We start from the raw sequence: 21,311 nt of genomic DNA on the forward strand, positions 1-21,311 counted from the left end.
ACCCAATCCGAAACAGATCAAGCCGGCACGTCAGCCCGGAGAAAGATCTGGGCTAGTGCCGCAGATTCGACGAGCGCTTGGAATGTGTGCAGGTCCTTGTTCCACTCCGGAACAACAAGCGCATCGACACGGCCACGGAGCGCAGCTCGGTACTCGATGTTTGTTAATTCGCTACAAATAAGCATCGCAAACCGAAAGTCGCCGTGGGCGATGACCGGAGGTACGGGGTGCCGCCACCTTACTTTGGGTACGAGCCGCAAACGCCCAAGGTTATAGAGCCATTGCTCTTCGGCAGGAGCGGGCCTTTGCTTATCCTGGGGATAGACTACATATCCGACCCCATGACGACCAGCTGACCGGAGCGCGGCCCAAACTTCGTTGTGGACAGTCCGTCGGCCCGCGGTGAGATACTCGATCCCAGCAATCAAACTTACACCGTCGCGCTGCAGCTTGATCGCGAACGGAACGAACCATTTCGACGGCAAAGCCAGCTCCGGAAGGACGAGATAATCAGCGCGACGTGGACGCGCCACTGCTTCGTTGAAGATCCGCTTGAATGACTCATATCTCGATCGGTTCAAGTCCGGGGTTCCAAGTGCGGCACCAGTCAAAGAGGACATCGACGTTTCAACCATTGCAAGTGCAAATCGAACTTTTCCGCCGTGCGCCGCACCAACGACGGAGATCGTCGGATGTCCATTTTCAGAGAGGGTTACATGTGGCAACTCCTGTCTCGAAGAATAGCCGCGTACAGCAGCGAGTATTCTATGAACAATTTGAGCTGATGCGAAGCCGAACTCCTGGCCACCCGGGCTTCTGAGCGCTAGGAAGAGCTCCCAAACATTTGGTGGGCGCGTCGCGAAAACAAGACCTGCAACCTCACTGCCAGCCAGGTCGGTGCCTAGCCCCACAACCGTATCCACTTGGGCGACGCGCAGCGAATCCGCCAACTGGTTCAGGCCATCGCGAACCTCGTTGTCGAGCGGCAGATCCCAGGGGACCCGAGCCTCACGTACGCGCGAGTTGGGAAGGCCTCGTTGGGGCGCGATCTCACGATTCAACAATGCGAACCGGTACGGTACGTATGCCATGTCCCGTGCAAACAGACGAGCGTGCAGCCTGTGAATCTCGCGTACTCCTGGCAGGGAAACGCTTGCTGCCTTCGCGACTGACATTAGCGGGTCCATTGCGCCGGCTAATTCTCTGGCATTCACGCGCGTGAGTGCGCTTGCAATGCTTTCGACCGATTGTCGAACAAGCTGCGCGGCCCACCGTGCGGCCACGTCGTCCTCGGCTGCACCATCTTCCGCGTATGCCTTGACCGTCAACTCGCAGTCTAAGAGCACGTCGTCGTAAACGCGAGCTAAAGAACTTAGGAGTTTAGTCAGTGCAACAAAGTCGCCGCATGCCGCGGCAAGCCCGAGGACGCGGGGTAGATAGGATGCTAGTTCGAAGAACTTCGGTAGAACGAGCACGTTGGCGCAGATAGCGTTGAAGAATGCTGTGCGCTGATCTATCCACGATTCTAGGTCGAGGTCACGTTCGTAAGCTTCGAAATCGCGCAATCTGATCGCGAATGCAGACCTGCGTGTCGAAACTTGGTCGGCGTCACGCAAGGTGGCTGCATCCTCGCCATCGGAACGGGTGGCTACGGCGAGATCAGTGCCAACATCCGCAGGATCGGCACGAACGGGTGTGAACGAACGCCATTCACTTGCGCGTTCGTCGATCGTTTTCTGGATTGACCCGACTAGTGCTAGACCTGACGCCCCCGACAAGTGAAATGTCTTATTTTTGTTGTTTGCAAATATTACCTCAGACGAATCTAAGTAGCTCGGTGCAAAGCGAATCGATACATCGCTGGAATTAATACCATTAGGGACGATCTCGGATATAAGCCCGCGAGAGCGCTGAATTAGCCACTTCCATACTTCTCGTTGGCTTGAAAACGATGATCCCGCTCGAAGGACGATTATCACGTCATCGACATAGCGGCCGTAGTAGATTGGTTTGAACTCCTCCATAGCCAATCGGTCCAACTCGACGAGTGCCAGATTAGCCACGACTGCCGATGCGGGCAGGCCGACGGGAAGGCCGCGCGCGGGCCAGCCGCCTTCGTTTGCGGCGAACGTCATCCACGCGTCGAGAGCGTTTACAAAGAGGCGATTTATTTTGCGCTCTTGCCGAGTGAGATTTACTCCCAGCACATCTCGCAAGAAGGCAACATTTAGAAGAAATTCCGGGTTCAGTTTATGGTAGAAGGATGATATATCCGCAGTCAGCGCGACGACGGAGATCCCACTGTTCAACGTCTCCGTCATTGCCTTCAGTCCACGGTCTCGCCAACGAGCGTACGGGCTGTAATACTGCTGAAAGCTGCCGGGAGAGTGAGTGTTAAGGCGTCCCGAGGGCGTGCGTCGCAGCCTGCTTCCCATAGCTTCGTGTCCGAGTGCCGCTTCCATTTTTCCACCACTAGTCTGCATCCAAAGCGTGGAAAGAACATGCATGTCGATGCCGCACAAGGACATGACCCTGAACTCAGCCTGCGGTCGCTGCTCCGCCATCGCCGCTGCCTGCCAGGCACTGCCGGAGTCTGACCAGAAAAAGGCATCACTTGAAGCGGATGGCTGCAAAGTTACAGTTTTTGGCGCGAAGGTATAGGTGCCGACGAAGTCAGCATCGAAGACCCACGCCTCGTCTTTGCCGTTGATCCGTTCCAAGAGGTTTTCAAGGCGACTGACGAGGTCCTCTTCGTACTCTACAATGTCCACCAGCCGAGACTCAGACGCGTAGTAGAGGTCCACCTTTGCGCTTCGATAAGCAGCTACCATGTCGGCCAGACTGATTTCTGGCATTGTAAGCCCCCGCCTTGAATTTCGAAGTCCGAGGCGAAGCTGTTTGAACCTGTGCGTCGCCTTTAAGTACGCATACTACGGGCACGCAATTTGCTCGTGAAGCCGAAACTAACCCACTTGATTGTCAGTGGGCGTTAGGTCTGTGGCAGAAGCGTCTGTGGCCGTCTTGCTTGCCAATTGGCGGTGTTTATAGGTCAAATCGACAGGGTCCGGTCGGAGGTCTCAAGGCTCGGGAACTAAGGCGATGCAGATGTCGAGCCAGGCTTCACCGCGCATCGACAGTGCGGAGTAGGGTGCCAGACAAATTATCAAGGATTGCGACTCCGTCCGCATGGCAATCGATTGGTCAAGGTGCCGCCCGATCCCGTAGATGCTTCAACGTCGCCGCCAACTAGTCAGAGAGAGGTGCTTTGACGAACAAGGTCGAGGAACGTCGCCAAACCGCTTCTTTGTCTGCGTCTTCTTCAGCGCCTCCAGTACCCTGACGTCGGTTCCGTTCCCCTCTGACCAGATTCGAACCGGTCGCAGATGAAGTGACTCGCCACCTGCTGCTGCTCGTGGGTTGGCCAGAAGTGCGAGAATCGGCGCTTGTCGAGAGCAGTGGGCAAACGACCGGCTCGGCGTCATTGGGTTGCCTACCCAACGTCACGGCGCTGGCAGGTATCTCGCTAATAAGACGATCTGAGCCAAGCCAAGCGAATCGGCGCCGGTCAACAGCTCATCGAATGCGTAAGCCTCATTCAATGGGAAGCCAGAGTTGCGTTGCAAGCGTAGGCAATCGTGCGCGGGTATCGCATGGACTGATACTCAAAAGCGGCAGGGGACCCATCGGCCTCCGCCACTACAATCAACACCCGTGACCGATGCAGGAGATCCCACAGCCGAAGCCGCGATGCTGATCCTGCGTGAGCATGGTCCGCTGACGTCAGAAGAGTGGGCGAAGCTTATGGTCGCTCAGCGTCTGGGCTCGGCTGAAGACATGCTCGAACTTGCCGAAAACATCGACCATCCGATACTTGGGCTGCTTGCCGACGGTCGCAACATCGCCGTCGATTCCTTCCTCGAGGGCAAGGTCTTCACACACCGTCTGAGCGGCGCGGAGATCGCTGCCGGAATCATCTTCGTCGATGGCGATTTGAATCCGCTCATCTACCTTGCGGATGGCGAGGAGCTACCGTCGCTAGTGATTCCGGCCTACGACGATGAGATTCTCGACGAGCGAGGCCTTGCCGAATCCGATCGACAGTTTGACCTCGGTCTCCTGATCAATCCGACCGATATCGGCCGTTTCGTCGACGGTGATGTTGTCGCCGTCATCGCCCGCGGCGGCGACTTGTATTTCGAGCGTGTCGGCACGAAGAAGCTGCCGATCCCTGATTTGCGTCCCGCACTCGTCGCATTGCTGGGAGACGATCGATCGAAGCAGATCGAACATGTCATCTGGCAGTTGATGTCGGACGACGTGACGCTGTTCGACGAGCCAACGGCACCGCTCAGCGAGTTGATCGCCGCCGCCGGCTACACGATCGAAAACGAAAAGATCGCCGTAGCCGGGTTCGACTTCAAGGCCGCGAGAGTCCAACATTTCAACGAGTTCATCGAATCGACCTACGAGCTGGAACCGTCCGAAGCGAGCGCAGTGGCAGCGTTCAGCAGCCTCGTGAACGCCTTTGGCGCTGACGAAATGCCGTCGGACGACGACCTCGCGATTGATCCAGTTGTGTTTGCGCCCCTTCATGATCCGTATGTCGCCGAGGTTGCACGACGGCTGAGTGAAGCCAAAATGGGTCACCTTCGCGGGGACTTCTCGGCGGGGGCGGAGGCGCTGATCCGTCGCGGTGGGAAGAAGTTAGCCGCATCGGCCAGATGGCTGGCGGGAAGAGCCGCTGACCTCGATGGCCGAATCGCCGATGCAGAGCGATACTACGAAGATGCATTGTCGTGGAATAGGCGATACGAGCCCGCGTTGCAGGATCTGGCAAATCTCGCATCCGTTCGCGGCGACGCGCCTCGTGCGATCTCTTTCCTGAACCGTCTAGGCGACGGATCCGCCTCGTCCCAATACTCGATGCTGCAGAACTTCCTGCCGGTTGCGCGTTCCGGATTGAGTCGAAATGCGCCGTGCTGGTGCGGATCTGGCCGCAAATACAAACAGTGCCACCTCAACAAAGTCGAGACCTCGCTCGACGATCGCGCGAAATGGCTCTACAACAAAGCTGGATCGTTCGTGGATGACTCGGACACGTGGGGAGCGGTCATCCAAGATCTGGCCGACGAACGTGCCGAGTATTGGCCGGACCATCCAGATCCGATCGGGCGGGCGTTGGCAGACGGGTTGGTCGTCGACGTAGTCCTCTTCGAGGAAGGCGGATTCGCCGACTTCATCGAACGGCGCGGTGAACTCCTACCGGCAGACGAACTACTCCTGGCCCAGCAGTGGCAACTCGTCGAACGGTCGCTGCACGAGGTCGAGTCGGTCCGGCCGGGGGAGGGCTTCACCCTCCGCGACGTCAGAACCGGCGACCGAAACGATGTCACTGAGCGCGTAGCAAGCAAGCAACTGAAAGTCGGCGAATTCATCTGCGCCCGAGTGGTTCCCGCCGGATCGGTGAACCAAATATTCGGCGGAATCGAGCCCATCGCGCTCAGTCAACGCGAGGCGCTGCTGGAACTGCTCGATTCCGACTTCCTCGACGCCGAAGACCTCGTCCATTTCCTCACCGCACGCTATGCGCCGCCAAGCCTCGTGACGTCGGACGGCGAGACGATGATCGCATGCGAAGCGTCCTTCGCCATCGACGACGCTGCGACCTTGCGACGTTCACTCGACAACCGCTACGGACCCTCGACCGACGACCACTGGCGTTGGCTCGTCGGCGAATCCGTGCATGGAACCATTCGAATCGTCGAGGGCGAACTCGTTCTGGACGCGATGAACGAGCGTCGATTCGACGAATTGCTGAAGACCGTCGGCACATTCAAAGGGTGCGGCGACCTGATCGAGCAGCAACGAATATCGGCTGCCGACAGGCTTGCCGAACTATTGGAGTCGCCCGTGCCGTCCGAGCCCATGGATCCCGAGCTGACTCCGATCCTGGACGACTTCGTCCGTGACTACGAAGTGAAATGGCTCGACACCTCGATTCCGGCCCTCGACGGGGCAACCCCACGCGAAGCGGCCGCCGACCCCACGCGTCGCGGCGACCTGATCCGACTGGTGAATTCGTTCCCGAAGGGCGGGCAGGGCACCATGAGCGTCGAGCGCCTGCGGGCAATGCTGGATATCTAGCCGTCGGGACTATCCTGACCCAATGCCTCGCTATGACTATCGGTGCCGGACCTGCGGAGACACGTTCGAAGTGAGTCGATCGATGGCGGACTCCTCGGCAGACACACCCTGTCCCGTCGGCCACAACGACACCGTCAAGCTGCTGACGACCTTCGGCGTCGGTGGTTCGGCATCGGCCCAACGGGGTACACAATCGGCTCCGCCGTCAGGTGGTTGCTGCGGCGGAGGCTGCTGCAGTTGAGCGCATAACGCGCCGCGATTTTCGGAGGACCCGCCATGCCGACCATGAACGCCCAAGCATCCGACATCGTTCAGAACCCATGGTTCGAACGCCTCGCCAGATGTGGCCACATCGTCAGCGGCGTCCTCCATCTGCTCATCGGCTACATCGCCATCCGCATCGCGTTGGGCAAGGGCGGTAGCGCGGATCAGTCGGGCGCATTCCGAGAACTCACATCGAAGACCGGCGGCACCCTCGTCATGTGGGTTGTGATGGTCGCGTTCCTCGCTTTGGCAGTCTGGCGACTCGTCGAAGGCGCGGTGGGGAAGCGCTCCGAATCCAAAGAAGTCAGCGTGATGGACCGCGTCAAGGCGTTCTCGCTCGCAGTCCTCTACTTCGCGTTCGCGTGGTCGGCATTCACCTTCGCGAAGGGTGCCGGAAAATCCAGTTCGGAGCAGAACGCCGGACTGACGGCTCGCGCGATGGAATCGGGCATCGGCAAGTTGGCGATCGTCGTTGTTGCGGGTGTGTTCATCGGCGTCGGCGGATACCACTGCTACAAAGGCATTTCGAAGAAGTTCATGAAGGACCTGAAATCGCCAGGCACAGTCGAAGAGACGCTCGGAACGATCGGCTACACCGCAAAAGGGTTGGCACTGATCGGAATTGGTGTCCTGTTCATCGCGGCGCTGTTCACCGAAGATCCGGGCAAGGCGACCGGAATGGACGGTGCTTTGAAGACGTTGCGCGAGCAAGCATTCGGCACGATCCTGCTTGTTGTCGCAGGCTTCGGCATCGCGGTCTACGGGTTGTACTCGTTCGTGATGGCCAAGTCCGCGAAGATGTGAACTAGTCCGTCTCCTCGCCGCCCGGCTTAACCCGGACGTGCGCAGCATATTCGACGATCTCGTCGGTCGTCGGACCTGCGCAGGCGAACAGGCGGTAGATGCCTTGCGACGAGTTGCCGGGCACCTTGTAGGTGAAGGTCTCCTCGATAACTTCGCCGGGCTCCAAGTCGACGGCGATGGGGTCGGTGAGGGGATCGGTCATCGAGTAGTCGGGCATCGACGCCTGCAGCCACACATTGCCGCTGTACGCCTTGTCGGCGGGTGCTTCGATACGGACGACGACGTCGAATTCGTCACCGCCGGAAGCAATGTCACCCTTGACGCCTTTCTCGGCGTAGGAGACGTGGACCGGCAGGTCGAAGAGTGGAACTTCGGGGGCGGTGGAAGTCGGTGATCCGTCGCCGACCTCGGGCCAGCCGTCGACCCAGGTGATCTTGTCGATCATGCCCTTGCGGTTGGGTGCGCCGCTGGGCAGTGTGATCGAGCTGCGCGGGATGGCGTGGTAGACCATCCAGTCGTCGCCGGCGTCGTCGGGCACGACTGTGTTGTGGCCCGGCCCGCCCCACTGTTCGCTGCCTGCGAGGACGAGTGTGCCGCCACCTTCGTTGAGGTCCTGGCCTTTTCGATCGAGGAACGGACCCGTCAACGAGTCGGACCTGCCAGCCAAGATGCGATATGCGCTGCGTTGACCGTTGCAGCAATTGCCCGCGGAGACGAAGAGGTAGTAGTAGCCGTCGCGTTCGTAGATGTAGGGCGCTTCGAAGCGGTCGTCTGCGACCTGCACGGGGTTGCCCTCGGGAGCTGTTCCGTCGGAGTTCAATTCGATCGCGTAGATGCCGCGGAAGTTGCCGACGTACATCGTCTTGGTGGTGCCGTCGTCCCACACGGCCGGGTCGATGGTCCCGCCGATGCCAACGTCTTTGGCGCAGAACACAGCTCGGCCGAGGTCGGTCCACGGTCCGATCAATTCGGGTGCACTTGCTTTGCCGATGCACGGATTGACGTCGTCGCCGAGGGAGTAGTACATCGCGTAGCCGTTGTCTTCTGCGACGACGTCCGGTGCCCAGGTGCCTTTGTCGCCGTGCCAACCGGGTCGGCTGTCGAAAGCGTCGCCGGCGAACATCCAGTCGACGAGGTCGAAGGAGGTGAACATCGCGACGTTGTGCATGCCCTTCCCATCGCCCCAATCGTCGGAGGTCACGAATGCGTAGAACAGTCCGTCGTCGCCGCGGATCACGGACGGGTCGGCGCCGGCGGGGATGACGACGGGGATCGCCTGAGCCGCTGGCAGCGCGAACAGGGGGAACAGCGAGGCGGACAAGGCAGCAAGCAACCCGTTGCGAAGCAACCGTCGCGACGTGCTTCTACTGGGGTGCATGTGGTCAAGATAAAGTAATGGGACTGGTGTGACAATGGAAAGCTGGGGGTTGAGGTCTATTCGAGACCGGGGGCGGTCCGTCAGTTGGTGCGGCGCATGTATTCGAAGTGTTCGAGCAGTCCGGAATACGTCAGAGCTTTGACCACGTCGATTGTCGGTCGACCCATGTCGTAAGTCGGAGTCGAGGGGTTGACCTTGCCGAGCGCCAATCTGACCGTCCCGTTCACAACTTCGTCGAACGTCAGGTGGCTGTGGCGCATCGAGGATTCGATCAACTCGACGACATCCGGGTCGAAAAAGATGGTCTTTTTACGCATACACAAATTTATTGCGACGGCCCGGCCCGAGTCACCTGATTAATCAGTCGCTACTCGCCCGACCTTCGATCAGTCGCAACCTCGGCGCCCGAACTGCCCCGCGTTCGGTCAGCCACACGACCAAGCTCTGACCCGTCATCTCCAGCGTCTCGTAGGCGATGTCGATGCTTCCTCGATGTGGGTGTGTGACGCGCAACGTTCCCGCCGGCTTCGCGTCGACGACGTGCGCGTCCCAGCGCTTCATGAATTCGGGGAACTGTTTGAGCCTGCCGATGGTGTGCGCTACGTCGTCGTCATCGGGCCAACGTGTCATCGCCGAACGCAGGCGCGACGTATAGACGTCGGCCTCGTTGTCCCAGTCTCGCCAGGCTTTTCGAGCGGCAGGCACGGCGAACGTGAACACGGCGATATTGTTGTGGGCCTCGGGGTCGAAGAGTCCCAACGGTTCTGCGAATTCTTCCCACGCTGGATTCCAGCCGAGCAGGTTCAGTTGCCGACCGAGGACGAAGGCCGGGACCGGATTCATCGAGTCGAGCACTGCTGCGATCGGTGCCGACAGTTGTTCTTGCGCAGGGGGACTGGCCGAGCACTCGCTTTTCGGATCGGCTTTGAGTGCGAGCCAACCGAAGTGGTTGCGGTCGGCCTCGTCGAGTTGCAAAGCCTTGCCCAACGCCATGAGGATGGCGGCCGACGGATTGGTGTCGCGACCCTGTTCCAGTCGCGCGAGATAGTCGACGCTCACACCGGCGATCGCCGCGACTTCCTCGCGGCGGAGGCCGGGAGTGCGGCGTCGACCCGAATCTGGCAACCCGACATCGGCCGGCGACAGACGCGCGCGCCGCGATATAAGGAACTGCCCGAACTCCGACTTTGCCACGTCATCCATGGTGCCTCGAGCAGGCGCAACCCGGGCACCCTTATCCTCGCCCTATCAGTGCCAGGATCACCACGGTCTGGTTGACCTGGCCAAACGCTTGCAGGCTTGGAGCATGACAACCTCCACAAGCACCGTACTGGCCACCGGATCCTGGGCGCTCGATGCAGCCCACTCCTCGATCGGCTTCACCGTCCGTCACCTCGGCATCGCAAAGGTGCGCGGCAGCTTCACCAACTTCGAGACGACGTTCGTCGTCGGCGAGGACGGAAGAGCTGACATCGAAGCCGTCGTCCACCTCGACTCGTTCAACACCGGCAACGCCGACCGCGACGCTCACGTCCGTCAAGCGGACTTCCTCGACGTTGCCAACCGTCCGACCATGACGTTCCGCGCGACCGAACCTGTACTCGTCGGTGAGACGTTCAGCGTCGTCGGTGACGTCACCATTGGTTCGGTCACCAAGCCACTCACTCTCGACGTCGAATGGGGTGGGGTTCAGGAATTTATGGAGGGCTCCCGACACGCGGGCTTCTCCGCGGCGGGCAAGTTCAAGCGCAGTGACTTCGGCGTCGGACCGCAGATCCCCGGAATGCTCAGCGACATAGTGCAAGTCGAGCTCGAGATCCAGCTCGTGGAACCCAAGTAGCACACAGTGAACCACCCCCGGAGGGCAGTCCGGGGGTGGCTCGGGCAGGTAAAGCAGATCAACTTGCGAGTGCATGCTCCTTTCTGTCGATTCGGATCGCGGTATGTGGCCGCGAGTACGGCGGCAGTAGCTTGATGCCAGGGAATCCTGTGAGTGGCTGCACATCCGGTCGGACGGGCAGATAGTGCTGTTCGGCCGCGATCTGCTGGCCTTCTTGGCTGAGCAAGAAGTTCACGAACAATTTGGCGGCATCAGCGACCTGGGTGGTCCCGACGATGGCGACCGGTTGCGTGACGAAGGGCGAACCTTCCGACGGGTAGCTGATGCCGATCGAAGCACCCCGTGCGACGAGTTCCCGAGCGACGTGATCGGTCACGATGCCGACCTCGCACAATCCTGCTGCAACCAATTCGCCGACCCACGAGTTGCTGTAGGCCACACGTGGCTGGTTGGCCGAAAGTGCCTCCAGCCATTGCCGTCCGAGTCTTGGCGTCTCGTACCAGACCGTCGTGTTGTGTGCCGACGCTGCCGAGATGCGCGGACTGGCGATGGCGATCCGGTTGAAGAATCTGGCCTCTGCCAATGCTTTCCACGACCGCGGCGCCAGGACTCCTGCATTTGTGTTGTAGCAGATGACCGTTGGGATGATCCGCGTCGCCACGTAGAAGCCATCCGGATCGACGAGGTCGCGGTGCAGCAACCGGGCGTCCGCGGGACGGTACTTCAGTAGCCGGCCCTGTTGCTTGTAACGCTCGAAGGTGGGGGCGTCCGCGGCGAGGAGTACGTCGGCTTTGATCTTGCCGGCGAGTGCCTCCGCTTCGATCTTGGATTTGAGTTCGCCTGTCGGAGCGCGGAATACCTCGACCTCGATCTCCGGGTTGAGCTTGGTGAAGGCGGCGGTGATGCGGTCCATCTTGTGCGGCGGTTCGGACGTGTAGAGGGTGATCGTGGTGGTCATGGCCAGGTCCTAGTTGGTTGAGTTGAGTTACGTTGGGGGAGTGGTCAGTTCATGACGATGCTGTAGCCGGCATTCATGGTCGGGAATCCGGTGTCGACGGTGGAGTGGACGCTGTAGAAGTGACCGTCGCGGCCGGTCATCCGGGTTCCGCTGGTGTTCGTGTCGTTGCTGTAGTTGTTGGCGGCGAAGACGGCCTGTGCGTCGCCGGGGAGTGAGTAGGTGACGTCGACGCCGATGCCGCGGGGATCGTTGTTGGTAGCGGTGACGATTTCGGAGGCGCCGGGTGCGAGGACTGCGTTGGGTCCGTGGATCCACTCGCCGTACGGGTTGTCGGAGCCCTGCAGGATCATGTCCTGGCCGGTGGTGTTGTGGATCGTCATGGCGATGGTCGGGCCAGTGCTCGGCATCGTGCCAGCGCTGGCGATTCCGGTTGCGCCGAAGGCGATTCCGAGGGCTGCGAGACCGGCGAGCGGGACCGCGGCGAAGCGGGTGAAGCGGCGGCGAGTCGTGGTGGTGGTCTGCGTGTCGGTCGTGGTGGTGGTCTGCGTGTCGGTCGTGGTGGTGGTCTCGGTGCCGGTGGTCTGGGTTTCCGTGGTGTTCGTCATGGCGTAAGTTCCTGTCTCGGTTGCATTTTGGGCTTTCGCCTCCGGTGTTTTCCGGTGTGCAATAACTATCTCTCGCAACGAGATGGATGTATGTCCGCCTACTAGGCCTACCGAGGGTTGAACTTCGTGTCCCCCGATCGGGGGACAAACGTCAGCGTGCGCCGATTCGGGTCGGTGTGCGGCTTGCTAGATGCACTCTGACCCAAATGGGCGCACGCTGATCTACGGGTTTGGCTAGGACGTCTCGCGGTAGCGCTGAGCAAGGGATTCGAGCAGCTCGATGGGCAGCGGCAGCAGCGGTTGCTCGTCGAACTGCGACTCGACCTTTGCCTGCGTGATCTCCTCGTGCAGGCGCTCCATTTTGACGTCGAGACGGTTGGCGACCTCGGCCGCTTCGGTGAGCTCGTCCGTCAGACCGGCCGGGACTTCGCCGCCGTACTTGTAATAGATCTTGTGCTCGAGGCTGGCCCAGAAGTCCATCGCGATCGTGCGGATCTGCAGCTCGATCGGCACCTGCTCGACGCGGTCACTCATGAAGACCGGCAGCTCGAGCAGAATGTGCAGGCTCTTGTAGCCGTTCGGCTTCGGGTTCGCGATGTAGTCGCGGATCTCGGTGACCGTCACATCGGACTGGTTGGTCAGCATGTCAGCGATCCGATAGGTGTCCTTGATGAAGCTGCAGGTGATGCGGACGCCGGCGATGTCGACGATGTTCTTGCGAATGTCGTCGAGCGTGATCGGGCTGTCCTTGCGCTGCGCCTTCTGGAGCAAACTCTGCGGTGACTTCAGCCTCGACGTGACGTGCTCGATCGGGCTGTAGTGGTGAATGTGGGTGAACTCGTCTTTGAGGATATTGATCTTGGTCATCAGCTCGGCGATCCCGAACTGGTACGACATCATGAAGCGAGTGAACTCGGCCCGAAACCGCATCACATCCTCGGCAGTCACGCCTTCGAATGGTTCGCTCACATCGTTGTTCCCCCTCAGTTGTCCGCTTTGACGGCTTCCATTCTGCCAGCGGGACCTGAGACGGAACTGAGGGAAGCCTTAGCGGGTGGGGTCCACCGACGACAGGTGGCTGGTGAGGAGGTCTTCCTCGACCTGGATCTTCGCCGCCGCCGTCGTGACGGTTTGTTGGATCATGGTGACGATGGTGATGTGTTCTTCAAGTCGGTCGATGAGGGCATCATGTCCACCGACTGCCTTCCTGCTTAGCTTGGCAGCGAGCTGCAGGCCTGACTCGATATCGCCAAGTCCACGAATCAACTGAAGGTTGCCGGCGTCGTAAATGAGTCGGCGGTATCCGGCAATGAGGTCCTGGCACGCGCTCGAGACTTCATTCGCAACCCCCTCCTCGAGCCGCAGGCGTCCGTCGGCAGCCTCCCTCGCCAAACGTTGCCAGAGGTGCATGGTGTCGTCTGTTTCCGGCACGGACTCTCCTATTCGATCGGATTCGAATTAACGGGGAAGCTGCGTATCGAGATCTTCTACGCGTTTCACCACGGTTTCGCACGGCTCTTCTGGCTTGGAGATCAAATACTTCGTCGCCATGTTCACGACGACAGTTCCGCCCTCGACCGCGAAGCCGAAATTGCATGTCGAGTCATCTCGCCCGACGTTGACGGCAGTGAAGCCTTCGCGGGAACCGGCAGCGACGTCGCGGAAGTTCGCAAGTTCGCTGTTCCGTCGGAGGTCATCGAAAGTGTTGTGCGAGGTCAGGACCCCGAGGAAATACCACTCCGCCTCCCAACTGCAAATCTCCCACCCCTCGAACCCCGTGCCGGCGATGCCGACCTTCTCCGTCCCCGGATCCACCCCGGCTGCCCGCAATGCGTCGTCAGGAATATCGCACGGATTGAACAACGCCGACGGCTCGGTCGAACTGACCGTTGGCGACCCCTCCATCGTGGTGGAACACCCCACAACCAGGAGTGCAGCGCCGCACAAAGTCAACGCGCGCAATCGCATGAGGCTCCAATCAGCAGATGGGTGTCTTTATCTTGGACGCTAGTCGGCTGCGATCGGTTCCATCCAATCTGTTCTGCGTAGGGTCGACCCATGCCCGCGGCCACGGTCGAGTCGATGCTCGCCTATTTGACGACGCTCGATGCGGACCAGCTGCAGACAATCCTCGAGAACCGCCGCGACGCCTTGCGTATGCCGTGGCCCTCGCACATGTCCGCGCTCGCCGACCGACTTTTCAACCATGGGTCCGTCATCGACGCCTACAACCGCATCGCGCTGCCGCACGTCGAGGTACTTGGCGCAATCACTCTGGCCGATCGGCTCCAACGCAAGGTGACCGTCGAAAACGTCGCCGCTCTGCTGGACGGCGAACCAGAGGCAGTCCAACGCTCGATAGACCATCTCCACGAGCACCTGCTCGTCTGGCCGACGTCCGACGGCGAACTTGTAACGCCACGCACCTTCCCCGTAGTTGGAACTCGACTCGGCGTACCTGTCCGCACGATGTTGGGGCAGGCAACGCTGGCAACCTTGCGCAGCGTCGCCACGAAACTGCATCTCCGCGGCGACGGACCGCTCCCCGAGGTGATGGCTCGCATCGGCGGATTCCTACGCGACCCGGAAGCTGTTCGCCGACTTGTCGATACGGCACCCGAGGACGACCGACTGCTGATCCTCGACTGCGCCACCAACGGCACTCCCGTCGTCTACTCGCGGACCCTCACCGGCTCGTATGGAACCACCGACAACCCGAAGCCCGGCGAATGGGCCGTCGCACGCGGACTGCTATGGGCCGACTACGACGGCTTCGCCACCATGCCCGTCGAGGTCGCATTGGCTTTGCGCGGTGAGCAGCGACTGCCGTTCCATCCAGATCCGCCGACCTTCGCGCCCTACCCGGTCGAAACTTCGCATCTCGACGCAGAAGCCGCGAGCAACCTGCTTCGTCTCCTCGAACTGATCCAGATCGTGCTGAATTCGGCTACGGCGGAGAAGATTCCGCTGATCAAGTCGGGTGCGATCGGAGTTCGGACGATCCGCGCGCTCGCCAAAGATAGCGACGCGCACATCGATCAGGTGACGCTCGCCTTGGAACTCGCTGTTGCACTGGGCGTTCTGGTCGCCACCGAGCCTCCGCCGCCGCCGAAGCGGAGGACCAAGAAGTCGCAGCTGCTGCAGGACGATCAGGGTTTGGTACCCGGCCCCGGCGCTGCCGTGTGGTTGGAGTCGACGGCCCAGGAACGAGCCGCAGCGGTCTTGGATAAGTGGTTTGATTCGCAGTTCGCAATGCTGTCGGACCCCAAGATCGGCGACGACATCGGTCAGGGTGCCATCTATATTCAGTTGCGCGACAATCTTTTCAGCGCGCTAGAGGACGTCGAGCCCGGCCATGGCGCAGGATCGATCAACGATGTCTTTCCGCTGCTGTTCTGGCTATCTCCGACCCTGCCCAATGATGGCGTCGAGTACGTACTCACTGCGATTGCCCGCGAAGCCGAGCTACTCGGTGTCATCGCGCTCGGTGCGCTGACATCGCTTGGTCGAGCGTTGCTGAAGGGCGACGTCGGCCCGACGGTCGAGGCGCTGTTCTCGGGCGCGCACTCCTCTGCTGTGATCGGCGCCGACCTCACGGCTGTCGTATTCGGGCCACCGGCAAGTGACCTCTCACGTTTCCTGGACAGTGTCGCGAACCGCGAATCCCAAGGCGGAGCGACGATGTGGCGGTTCACGCCCGACAGCATCCGGTCCGCGTTCGACGCAGGTGCGACGAGCCTTGAACTGCTGGACGGCCTGCGCGCCATAGCTGAGTCAACCCTGCCGCAGGCGCTCGAATACATGATCACCGACGTCGCGCGGACTCACGGAAGTATGCGCGTCGTCGAACTTGGATCCGCTGTGATCGCCGACGACCCCACGCTGTTGCTGGAACTTGTTGGCAACCGCAAGCTTTCGAAGCTGGAGCTCTCCCAGCTAGCGCCGACCGTCGTAGCGTCACGCGCTGATGCAGCGACGACGTTGGCGCAACTACGCGCCGCCGGCTATTCCCCGATCATGGACGAAAACGCCCGAACCGTGCAGCTATCGAGCACCACCGAAGTTGACGCGACGATCGACCCACCGCCGACCGACCTTCTGGTCATCCCGAACGCCGACCCCGCCCGCCACGCCGCTCACCTCGTCGCGACAACCGCGGAATCTCTTGGTACGGAGGGACATCGGTTCGAGTACTACAACTCTCTCCGCGGGCGCGGAACCAACAATGCGATCACGAGCCTCGCCACCGGACACGTCGCGTGTATCGAGGTCGGTGATCGAGTGCATGTCGTTCACAGTGCTCGCTTGCACGATGGCGTCGTCACCGCGTGGAGCGTGACAACGGACCGCTACGAGGACTTTCCGATCTCGAAGATCACGGTGTCCGAAGTAGATCCGGACGAGGACGAGTTCGACTTCGAATAACGAACTAGGAGTCGATCCAACCGTGCGCCTTGGCCTTTCGCGCCAACGCCTGCCGAATCTGCACGATGTCAGCGCCGGTGACGGATGGCGCTGATTCCAGGATTGCTTCGGTGCATTCGGTGAGGAACTCGCCGATCGTCAGGACCTCGGATGTGTCGAGGTAATCCTGGTCGTCGAAGGTGCGATTGGATTGTGCCGGCGGTTCCTTCACGACCTCGGCGGACCCGGACGCCAGGCGGACTCCGGCCGCCTTCAGTCCGCGGTCGCCCTCTTCGATCGTAAATATGACTCTCGCGCCGGCACCGACAAGGCGTTTGTCCACTTGCAGGTCGTTCACGTGCAGAAAGACGTCGTCACCGCCTGCGTCCGGGGCGATGAATCCATACCCCCGAACCTCGTCGAACTTCACGACACGACCTGATACTGCGCTGTCCACCATTGTTCCCACCTCTGCCTGTTGCCACCGTCGCTCCCACGTGGAGCGTCAAACCATCGTCAACGGATAGTAGAGGACGCCTACTTGGGTTCGTCGAACAATGTCTGTTCGGCCGGGTTGGGGAAGAGCTCCAACTGGCGCGGCGTGCGAATCCGTCCGATCCGTTCGTGCGTGATCGGCTGCGTGAGCAATCGCATTGCCGCGGCGAGAGATTCCGACGTTCGACTCCACGCGTTGGCCTCGTGATCGCACGACCGCGCCTCGTCGAGATCTGCGTGACGGCGCGCAACCAATGCCGATTCGCGCCAGCTACCGACCTGCTCGGTACAGATCTGCAGATAGGCCGACGCGGTGTCCTTGTCGTCGCCGCAGGCCATCGCCACGATCGCGGGGTCGAGCCCGAATCCTTCCGGATCGAGTTCGAGTATCGCCAACAGCGGCGCGGGTAGCGGATCCGTCGACGAGACCTCGGGGCTGACGAAATCCTCGTCCATCGAACACAATTCGCCACCCAACTCGCGCGCGAGCTCGGCGTCGACCGAGCGTAGGAACCGGCAGAAATGGTCGACCATCTCGTGAAAGAACTGCGGCACAAAGGGATAGCCGGAGATATCGATGGTGGCGTGGACACGGTCTTTGGTGAACGTGAAGCGGATGTACTGCCAACGACGATTCAGGTCGAGGATCGCAACCGCAGCGCGGGCCTTGCTCCCGACCTTGTGCACGATCGGTGCCCACAGTTCGACCTCGGGCGTGTCCGGATGAACATACGTGAACAGCACCATGTTGTTGACGTAGACGAACGCATCGCCGTCGTCGTCACGTTCGGCCGGCACATTGTGGATTGCCAACGTCTGGTCGACCAGCGATCGGAGATGCTTCTGATCCCACGCAGGGATGGCGGCGAGGGGCGGCAAACCAGCCGGTTCGGTGACTGCTGCGGGGACGCCCAACGCCGACGTGACGTCGTCGCTGCCTACAACGACTCGGATGAACGCCGGATGCGACACATTCCAAATCTCGCGTAGGGCGCGAACGGCCATGATGGCCATCCTGTCGGCGGCTGAGGCGTCGAAGTCCGCGAAAAATGCCGGTGAGCCCTGTGGACCCGACGCGGGCAGCTGCCAACCGAGCTGCACGAGCAGAGCCTCGTCACCGTCGTTCAGCTGACGACTTTCAGGCAGGAACGCGTTCGACGGCACTTCGCAGCGCACGAGGCCACCACCCCAGCCGAGGAACTGAACGCACGGTCCGCCCTGCTCGAAGGCTGTCTCGACCACAAGTAGGTCGTCATCGACCATCGAGGCAACGCGGTCGGCGAGCTGCCGCCTAAACAGCGTCCAGGCATGGGCAACTTCGTGGTCGAAACTCGCAACGTCGGCCATGGTGCCCCCATCTAGAGACGAAGCCTGCGGAGTCGGGCTTCGGTGTTGCTGTCGACGGTAGTGCGGGGTACCGACAGAATCAGTCGAATTTCCAATAACACGGTACTCTCGGTACCGCATACGCCTTGTATCGAAAATCCGACGAAAGGCCCCTCGATGGCGCTCCAAGAAAAAGTGATGGATCTCAGCGTGAAGGGTATGAATCTCGGACACCGATTAATTCGCGGCATCACCGGCGGCCGAGTGCTGTCGAGCGTGAGCGGCATGCCAGTGGTCGAGCTGCGCACGATCGGCCGCAAGTCGGGTCAGCAGCGGTCGTGCCTGCTGACGGCACCGATCCACGACGAGAACCGGACCATCGTCATCGCGTCGAAAGGTGGCGACGACCGGCATCCGGACTGGTACCGCAACCTCGTCGCCGAACCCAACGTCGAAGTTGTCATCGAGGGCACCACGCGGCAGATGCGTGCGCGCACCGCATCCGCAGCAGAGAAGACCGAATTGCGGCCACAGGTCGTCGCGGCCTACAAGTCCTACGCCTCGTACCAGCGCCGTACGGACCGCGACATCCCGGTTGTCATCCTCGAACCAAGGTCCTGAAGCCCGGTCTCGGTCGTAGTATTGGCGGATGGTGAAGGTCCGTCCGCTGCGGTCCGGGCAGCTCGTCTACAACGACATCGGCGACGCCTATCAAGTCGAATCCGCCATTGCCGAAGGCGGTTTCGGCCAGGCGTATTCGGCGTATCGGATGTCGCGTGACGGGAAGCGGCGCGGAAATCGGGTGTGCCTCAAGGTCTGCCAAAGCGCGGTCGATTGGCACGGCGAGGCATTCTTCGGAAAGATCGTGCGCGGCAACCATCGTGCGGTCCAGCTGCTCGATTCGTTCGTCAGCTCGACCGGTCGCGGCAGCGCACAGTCCCGCCGTCATGTGCTGATCTTCGAGTTCATGGACGAAGGAACGATCGCAGACGCGGTCGACAACAACCAGCTGCCGTGGAACGAAATTCGCGTCCGCAAGGAGCTAGCGGGCGTCCTCGAATTACTGGGCCGTATGCACAACGTCGGCATCACCCACCGTGACCTGACGCCCGCGAATGTCTACCTGCGCGCCGGCCAGCTGGTGCTCGGCGATTTCGGCATCACCCGTATGACGCTGGATCCGAAACATGCTCAAGTGACAGCCTTTACACCCGCATACACACCCAAGAGTGTGTGGTCGAGCCACCGGTGGGGACCCGCCGAAGACGTCTTTCAACTCGGTCTGCTCGCCTGCACACTGTTGACCGGCGAGGTGTTCAACGCAAGCAAGATCAATGGGATTCGACAACTCGAAGTCGCAGACGACCTCAAATGCTGGATCTGGCACGCCACAGCCGCAAGCGCGAAGAAGTATCTCGATGCTTCCGATGCCAGTGCGGCGTTGTCGTCGCTACGGGACGTTAGCCTGAGCGCTGGACGAGCGCCGAGAACCATTGCGGGACAAAAGGTTGTGTTCACCGGCAAACTCGACAGGCTCACTCGCGCCGAAGCCACGACGCTCGTCACAAATGCCGGCGCACAGGTGCAGAGCGCGGTGGGGGACACGACGACGTTGATCGTTCGCGGACCGGTCCGTGGAGCGCTCAGCGAATTCGAGGGGCGCAAATTGTTTGCGGTCCGTGAGCGGCTGCGGTTGGGTCAGCGGATCCGCATCATCAGCGGCGGCCAATTGGAACGATTGCTGCGCGCCGACCGCATAGGTGTTCAGGTCGAATCGGTCGTGTGAGCCTGTAAAGCAATGCACTCGATGGTTTGGTAACGCATCGCTTACCAAACCTTAGGGGCATAAAGTTTGGTAAGATGTCGTGATGGCAAATGTTGTGACCCCATGGCCGCCGGTCACCTTCGAGGAGCGGCCCTGGACGAGTGCCGCGGGATACGTTTCTCGGACTCAGCAACGGCGTCATGCCGGGCCATATCTCGCTGCCGTGTTGCCGGAGATTGCGGGCGCGGCCGTTTCCCTGCCACCCGCGTTGACCGCCGAGGCCGAAGAGGCCGCTCAGGAACTGGTCCGATTCGATACGAGTATCTCGAACACGCTGGGTGCGGCAGCTCAATTGGGCCCGATGAGCGCGGTCCTGTTGCGAACCGAAAGCGCTGCATCGTCGCAAATCGAGAACCTCACCGTTGGCGCTCGTCAGTTGGCGTTAGCCGAGCTCGGTGAGCATTCGAATCGCAACGCGCGCATAGTCACCGGCAACGTGCGTTCGATGGAAGCCGCCCTCGCGTTGAGTGAGGTCGTCGATGAAGAAACAGTGCTCGCGATGCACCGCGCACTGATGGAAGACTCCGATCCTGAAAACGCCGGGCGTTGGCGAACCGAGCAGGTCTGGATCGGGGGCAGCAATATCGGTCCGCATCGCGCGGCATTCGTGCCGCCGCATCACGAACATGTCAGTCGCGCAATGAAAGACCTGATCGCGTTCGCCGACAGGGACGATGTGCCATCAATCGCGCACACAGCGATTGTGCACGCACAGTTCGAGACGATTCATCCGTTTACGGATGGGAACGGACGAACTGGGCGCGCTCTCGTTCATGCCATGTTGAGCAATCGGCGACTGACCGAACGCGTCACCGTGCCGATATCGGCTGGGCTGCTGACGAATACGGCCGACTACTTTGGCGCGCTGGACCACTTTCGTCAGGGCGATGTCGAACCGATTGTTCGGCAATTCGTCGACGCGGTGTTCTTCGCAATCGGCAGCGGCCGAAGGCTGGTCGACGACCTTCGAGCAGTAAGAGACTCCTTCAACGATCGACTGACGGCACGCCGAGATTCGGTCGCATGGCGGATCGCCGATTCTGTGATCGGCCAACCCGTAATCAACAACTCGTATGTGACATCCCAGTTCGGGGTCACTGACGTTGCAGCGCAACGAGCTATCGACAGGTTGGTCGAATGTGGAGTGCTGCGGTCAGGAGCGCAGCGAGCGCGCAATCGGGTGTGGCAGGCAGATGACGTGCTTCGCGCATTGGACGACTTCGCCGCTCGGATCAGGCGCGTTCCGCCCAGCGCTTGACCTCGCTACG

At 60.8% G+C, this 21,311-nt stretch carries 19 protein-coding genes; 8 read left to right on the forward strand and 11 right to left on the reverse strand.

Features of this window, described 5'->3' with window-relative positions:
• Window positions 1-17 precede the first annotated feature (17 nt).
• Window positions 18-2,855 (reverse strand): reverse transcriptase domain-containing protein, encoded by a 2,838-nt coding sequence (locus tag ACHIRB_RS29345; protein WP_395125387.1) that lies wholly within the window; start codon window positions 2,853-2,855, stop codon window positions 18-20.
• A gap of 856 nt (window positions 2,856-3,711) precedes the next feature.
• Here ACHIRB_RS29345 and ACHIRB_RS29350 point away from each other — a divergent pair.
• From ACHIRB_RS29350 to ACHIRB_RS29360, 3 genes are read left to right on the forward strand one after another with little or no spacing between them, the layout of a single operon-like run.
• Window positions 3,712-6,144, forward strand: coding sequence for an SEC-C metal-binding domain-containing protein (locus tag ACHIRB_RS29350; RefSeq protein WP_395125386.1), 2,433 nt, complete (start codon window positions 3,712-3,714; stop codon window positions 6,142-6,144).
• A 22-nt stretch (window positions 6,145-6,166) separates the two neighbouring features.
• Window positions 6,167-6,385, forward strand: a complete 219-nt coding sequence (locus ACHIRB_RS29355; protein ID WP_395125385.1) for an FmdB family zinc ribbon protein — start codon at window positions 6,167-6,169, stop codon at window positions 6,383-6,385.
• A 35-nt stretch (window positions 6,386-6,420) separates the two neighbouring features.
• Entirely contained in the window at window positions 6,421-7,212 is a 792-nt protein-coding gene (locus ACHIRB_RS29360) for a DUF1206 domain-containing protein (RefSeq protein ID WP_395125384.1), read from the forward strand.
• 1 nt (window position 7,213) lies between these two features.
• Here ACHIRB_RS29360 and ACHIRB_RS29365 read toward each other — a convergent pair whose 3' ends face one another.
• The 3 genes from ACHIRB_RS29365 to ACHIRB_RS29375 all read right to left on the reverse strand — a co-directional run bounded on the left by ACHIRB_RS29365 (window position 7,214) and on the right by ACHIRB_RS29375 (window position 9,793).
• On the reverse strand, window positions 7,214-8,590 hold the full coding sequence (locus ACHIRB_RS29365; protein ID WP_395125383.1) for a family 43 glycosylhydrolase: 1,377 nt from the start codon (window positions 8,588-8,590) through the stop codon (window positions 7,214-7,216).
• An 80-nt stretch (window positions 8,591-8,670) separates the two neighbouring features.
• Complete coding sequence (locus ACHIRB_RS29370; protein WP_395125382.1) at window positions 8,671-8,907, reverse strand: hypothetical protein; 237 nt, start codon at window positions 8,905-8,907, stop codon at window positions 8,671-8,673.
• A 43-nt stretch (window positions 8,908-8,950) separates the two neighbouring features.
• On the reverse strand, window positions 8,951-9,793 hold the full coding sequence (locus ACHIRB_RS29375) for a helix-turn-helix transcriptional regulator (protein WP_395125381.1): 843 nt from the start codon (window positions 9,791-9,793) through the stop codon (window positions 8,951-8,953).
• Window positions 9,794-9,896: 103 nt separating this feature from the next.
• On the opposite strand from ACHIRB_RS29375, the gene ACHIRB_RS29380 reads away from it, so the two are divergent.
• The gene (locus tag ACHIRB_RS29380) at window positions 9,897-10,430 is read left to right on the forward strand and encodes a YceI family protein (RefSeq protein WP_395125380.1); all 534 of its coding nucleotides are present in this window, start codon (window positions 9,897-9,899) and stop codon (window positions 10,428-10,430) included.
• Window positions 10,431-10,488: 58 nt separating this feature from the next.
• On the opposite strand, the gene ACHIRB_RS29385 is transcribed toward ACHIRB_RS29380, so the two are convergent.
• From ACHIRB_RS29385 to ACHIRB_RS29405, 5 genes are all read right to left on the reverse strand, one after another.
• Window positions 10,489-11,388 carry an ABC transporter substrate-binding protein gene (locus ACHIRB_RS29385; protein WP_395125379.1) on the reverse strand — a complete coding sequence of 300 codons (900 nt, stop codon included), beginning with the start codon at window positions 11,386-11,388 and terminating at the stop codon, window positions 10,489-10,491.
• A 44-nt stretch (window positions 11,389-11,432) separates the two neighbouring features.
• Complete coding sequence (locus ACHIRB_RS29390; RefSeq protein WP_395125378.1) at window positions 11,433-11,993, reverse strand: hypothetical protein; 561 nt, start codon at window positions 11,991-11,993, stop codon at window positions 11,433-11,435.
• Window positions 11,994-12,227: 234 nt separating this feature from the next.
• Complete coding sequence (locus tag ACHIRB_RS29395; RefSeq protein WP_395116371.1) at window positions 12,228-12,923, reverse strand: GTP pyrophosphokinase; 696 nt, start codon at window positions 12,921-12,923, stop codon at window positions 12,228-12,230.
• 117 nt (window positions 12,924-13,040) lie between these two features.
• Entirely contained in the window at window positions 13,041-13,424 is a 384-nt protein-coding gene (locus ACHIRB_RS29400) for a hypothetical protein (RefSeq protein ID WP_395125377.1), read from the reverse strand.
• 27 nt (window positions 13,425-13,451) lie between these two features.
• A complete protein-coding gene (locus ACHIRB_RS29405; RefSeq protein ID WP_395125376.1) occupies window positions 13,452-13,961 on the reverse strand; it encodes a DUF3558 domain-containing protein in 510 nt (169 codons plus the stop codon).
• A 90-nt stretch (window positions 13,962-14,051) separates the two neighbouring features.
• Here ACHIRB_RS29405 and ACHIRB_RS29410 point away from each other — a divergent pair, with 90 nt between their 5' ends.
• Window positions 14,052-16,418: a helicase-associated domain-containing protein gene (locus tag ACHIRB_RS29410; RefSeq protein ID WP_395125375.1), complete on the forward strand. Its 2,367-nt coding sequence runs from the start codon at window positions 14,052-14,054 to the stop codon at window positions 16,416-16,418.
• A gap of 4 nt (window positions 16,419-16,422) precedes the next feature.
• On the opposite strand, the gene ACHIRB_RS29415 is transcribed toward ACHIRB_RS29410, so the two are convergent.
• Window positions 16,423-16,857 (reverse strand): cold-shock protein, encoded by a 435-nt coding sequence (locus ACHIRB_RS29415; RefSeq protein WP_395125374.1) that lies wholly within the window; start codon window positions 16,855-16,857, stop codon window positions 16,423-16,425.
• Window positions 16,858-16,934: 77 nt separating this feature from the next.
• Window positions 16,935-18,239: a T3SS (YopN, CesT) and YbjN peptide-binding chaperone 1 gene (locus ACHIRB_RS29420; protein ID WP_395125373.1), complete on the reverse strand. Its 1,305-nt coding sequence runs from the start codon at window positions 18,237-18,239 to the stop codon at window positions 16,935-16,937.
• 156 nt (window positions 18,240-18,395) lie between these two features.
• Here ACHIRB_RS29420 and ACHIRB_RS29425 point away from each other — a divergent pair, with 156 nt between their 5' ends.
• The 3 genes from ACHIRB_RS29425 (at window position 18,396) to ACHIRB_RS29435 (ending at window position 21,301) form a co-directional block, all read left to right on the forward strand.
• Window positions 18,396-18,839 carry a nitroreductase family deazaflavin-dependent oxidoreductase gene (locus ACHIRB_RS29425; protein ID WP_395125372.1) on the forward strand — a complete coding sequence of 148 codons (444 nt, stop codon included), beginning with the start codon at window positions 18,396-18,398 and terminating at the stop codon, window positions 18,837-18,839.
• A 28-nt stretch (window positions 18,840-18,867) separates the two neighbouring features.
• Complete coding sequence (locus ACHIRB_RS29430) at window positions 18,868-20,004, forward strand: protein kinase domain-containing protein (RefSeq protein WP_395125371.1); 1,137 nt, start codon at window positions 18,868-18,870, stop codon at window positions 20,002-20,004.
• A gap of 82 nt (window positions 20,005-20,086) precedes the next feature.
• Window positions 20,087-21,301 (forward strand): Fic family protein, encoded by a 1,215-nt coding sequence (locus tag ACHIRB_RS29435; RefSeq protein ID WP_395125370.1) that lies wholly within the window; start codon window positions 20,087-20,089, stop codon window positions 21,299-21,301.
• The last annotated feature ends 10 nt before the right edge of the window (window positions 21,302-21,311 follow it).

Origin of the sequence: Antrihabitans spumae (assembly GCF_043944905.1) — a bacterium.
Lineage (GTDB): Bacteria > Actinomycetota > Actinomycetes > Mycobacteriales > Mycobacteriaceae > Antrihabitans > Antrihabitans spumae.

Excerpts from the sequence above, each read along its gene's own strand:
- ACHIRB_RS29345 (WP_395125387.1), bottom strand. The coding sequence starts at position 2,855 with ATGCCAGAAATCAGTCTGGCCGACATGGTAGCTGCTTATCGAAGCGCA.
- ACHIRB_RS29355 (WP_395125385.1), top strand. The coding sequence starts at position 6,167 with ATGCCTCGCTATGACTATCGGTGCCGGACCTGCGGAGACACGTTCGAA.
- ACHIRB_RS29360 (WP_395125384.1), top strand. The coding sequence starts at position 6,421 with ATGCCGACCATGAACGCCCAAGCATCCGACATCGTTCAGAACCCATGG.
- ACHIRB_RS29365 (WP_395125383.1), bottom strand. The coding sequence starts at position 8,590 with ATGCACCCCAGTAGAAGCACGTCGCGACGGTTGCTTCGCAACGGGTTG.
- ACHIRB_RS29370 (WP_395125382.1), bottom strand. The coding sequence starts at position 8,907 with ATGCGTAAAAAGACCATCTTTTTCGACCCGGATGTCGTCGAGTTGATC.
- ACHIRB_RS29375 (WP_395125381.1), bottom strand. The coding sequence starts at position 9,793 with ATGGATGACGTGGCAAAGTCGGAGTTCGGGCAGTTCCTTATATCGCGG.
- ACHIRB_RS29380 (WP_395125380.1), top strand. The coding sequence starts at position 9,897 with ATGACAACCTCCACAAGCACCGTACTGGCCACCGGATCCTGGGCGCTC.
- ACHIRB_RS29385 (WP_395125379.1), bottom strand. The coding sequence starts at position 11,388 with ATGACCACCACGATCACCCTCTACACGTCCGAACCGCCGCACAAGATG.
- ACHIRB_RS29390 (WP_395125378.1), bottom strand. The coding sequence starts at position 11,993 with ATGACGAACACCACGGAAACCCAGACCACCGGCACCGAGACCACCACC.
- ACHIRB_RS29395 (WP_395116371.1), bottom strand. The coding sequence starts at position 12,923 with ATGCGGTTTCGGGCCGAGTTCACTCGCTTCATGATGTCGTACCAGTTC.
- ACHIRB_RS29405 (WP_395125376.1), bottom strand. The coding sequence starts at position 13,961 with ATGCGATTGCGCGCGTTGACTTTGTGCGGCGCTGCACTCCTGGTTGTG.
- ACHIRB_RS29410 (WP_395125375.1), top strand. The coding sequence starts at position 14,052 with ATGCCCGCGGCCACGGTCGAGTCGATGCTCGCCTATTTGACGACGCTC.
- ACHIRB_RS29415 (WP_395125374.1), bottom strand. The coding sequence starts at position 16,857 with ATGGTGGACAGCGCAGTATCAGGTCGTGTCGTGAAGTTCGACGAGGTT.
- ACHIRB_RS29420 (WP_395125373.1), bottom strand. The coding sequence starts at position 18,239 with ATGGCCGACGTTGCGAGTTTCGACCACGAAGTTGCCCATGCCTGGACG.
- ACHIRB_RS29425 (WP_395125372.1), top strand. The coding sequence starts at position 18,396 with ATGGCGCTCCAAGAAAAAGTGATGGATCTCAGCGTGAAGGGTATGAAT.
- ACHIRB_RS29430 (WP_395125371.1), top strand. The coding sequence starts at position 18,868 with ATGGTGAAGGTCCGTCCGCTGCGGTCCGGGCAGCTCGTCTACAACGAC.
- ACHIRB_RS29435 (WP_395125370.1), top strand. The coding sequence starts at position 20,087 with ATGGCAAATGTTGTGACCCCATGGCCGCCGGTCACCTTCGAGGAGCGG.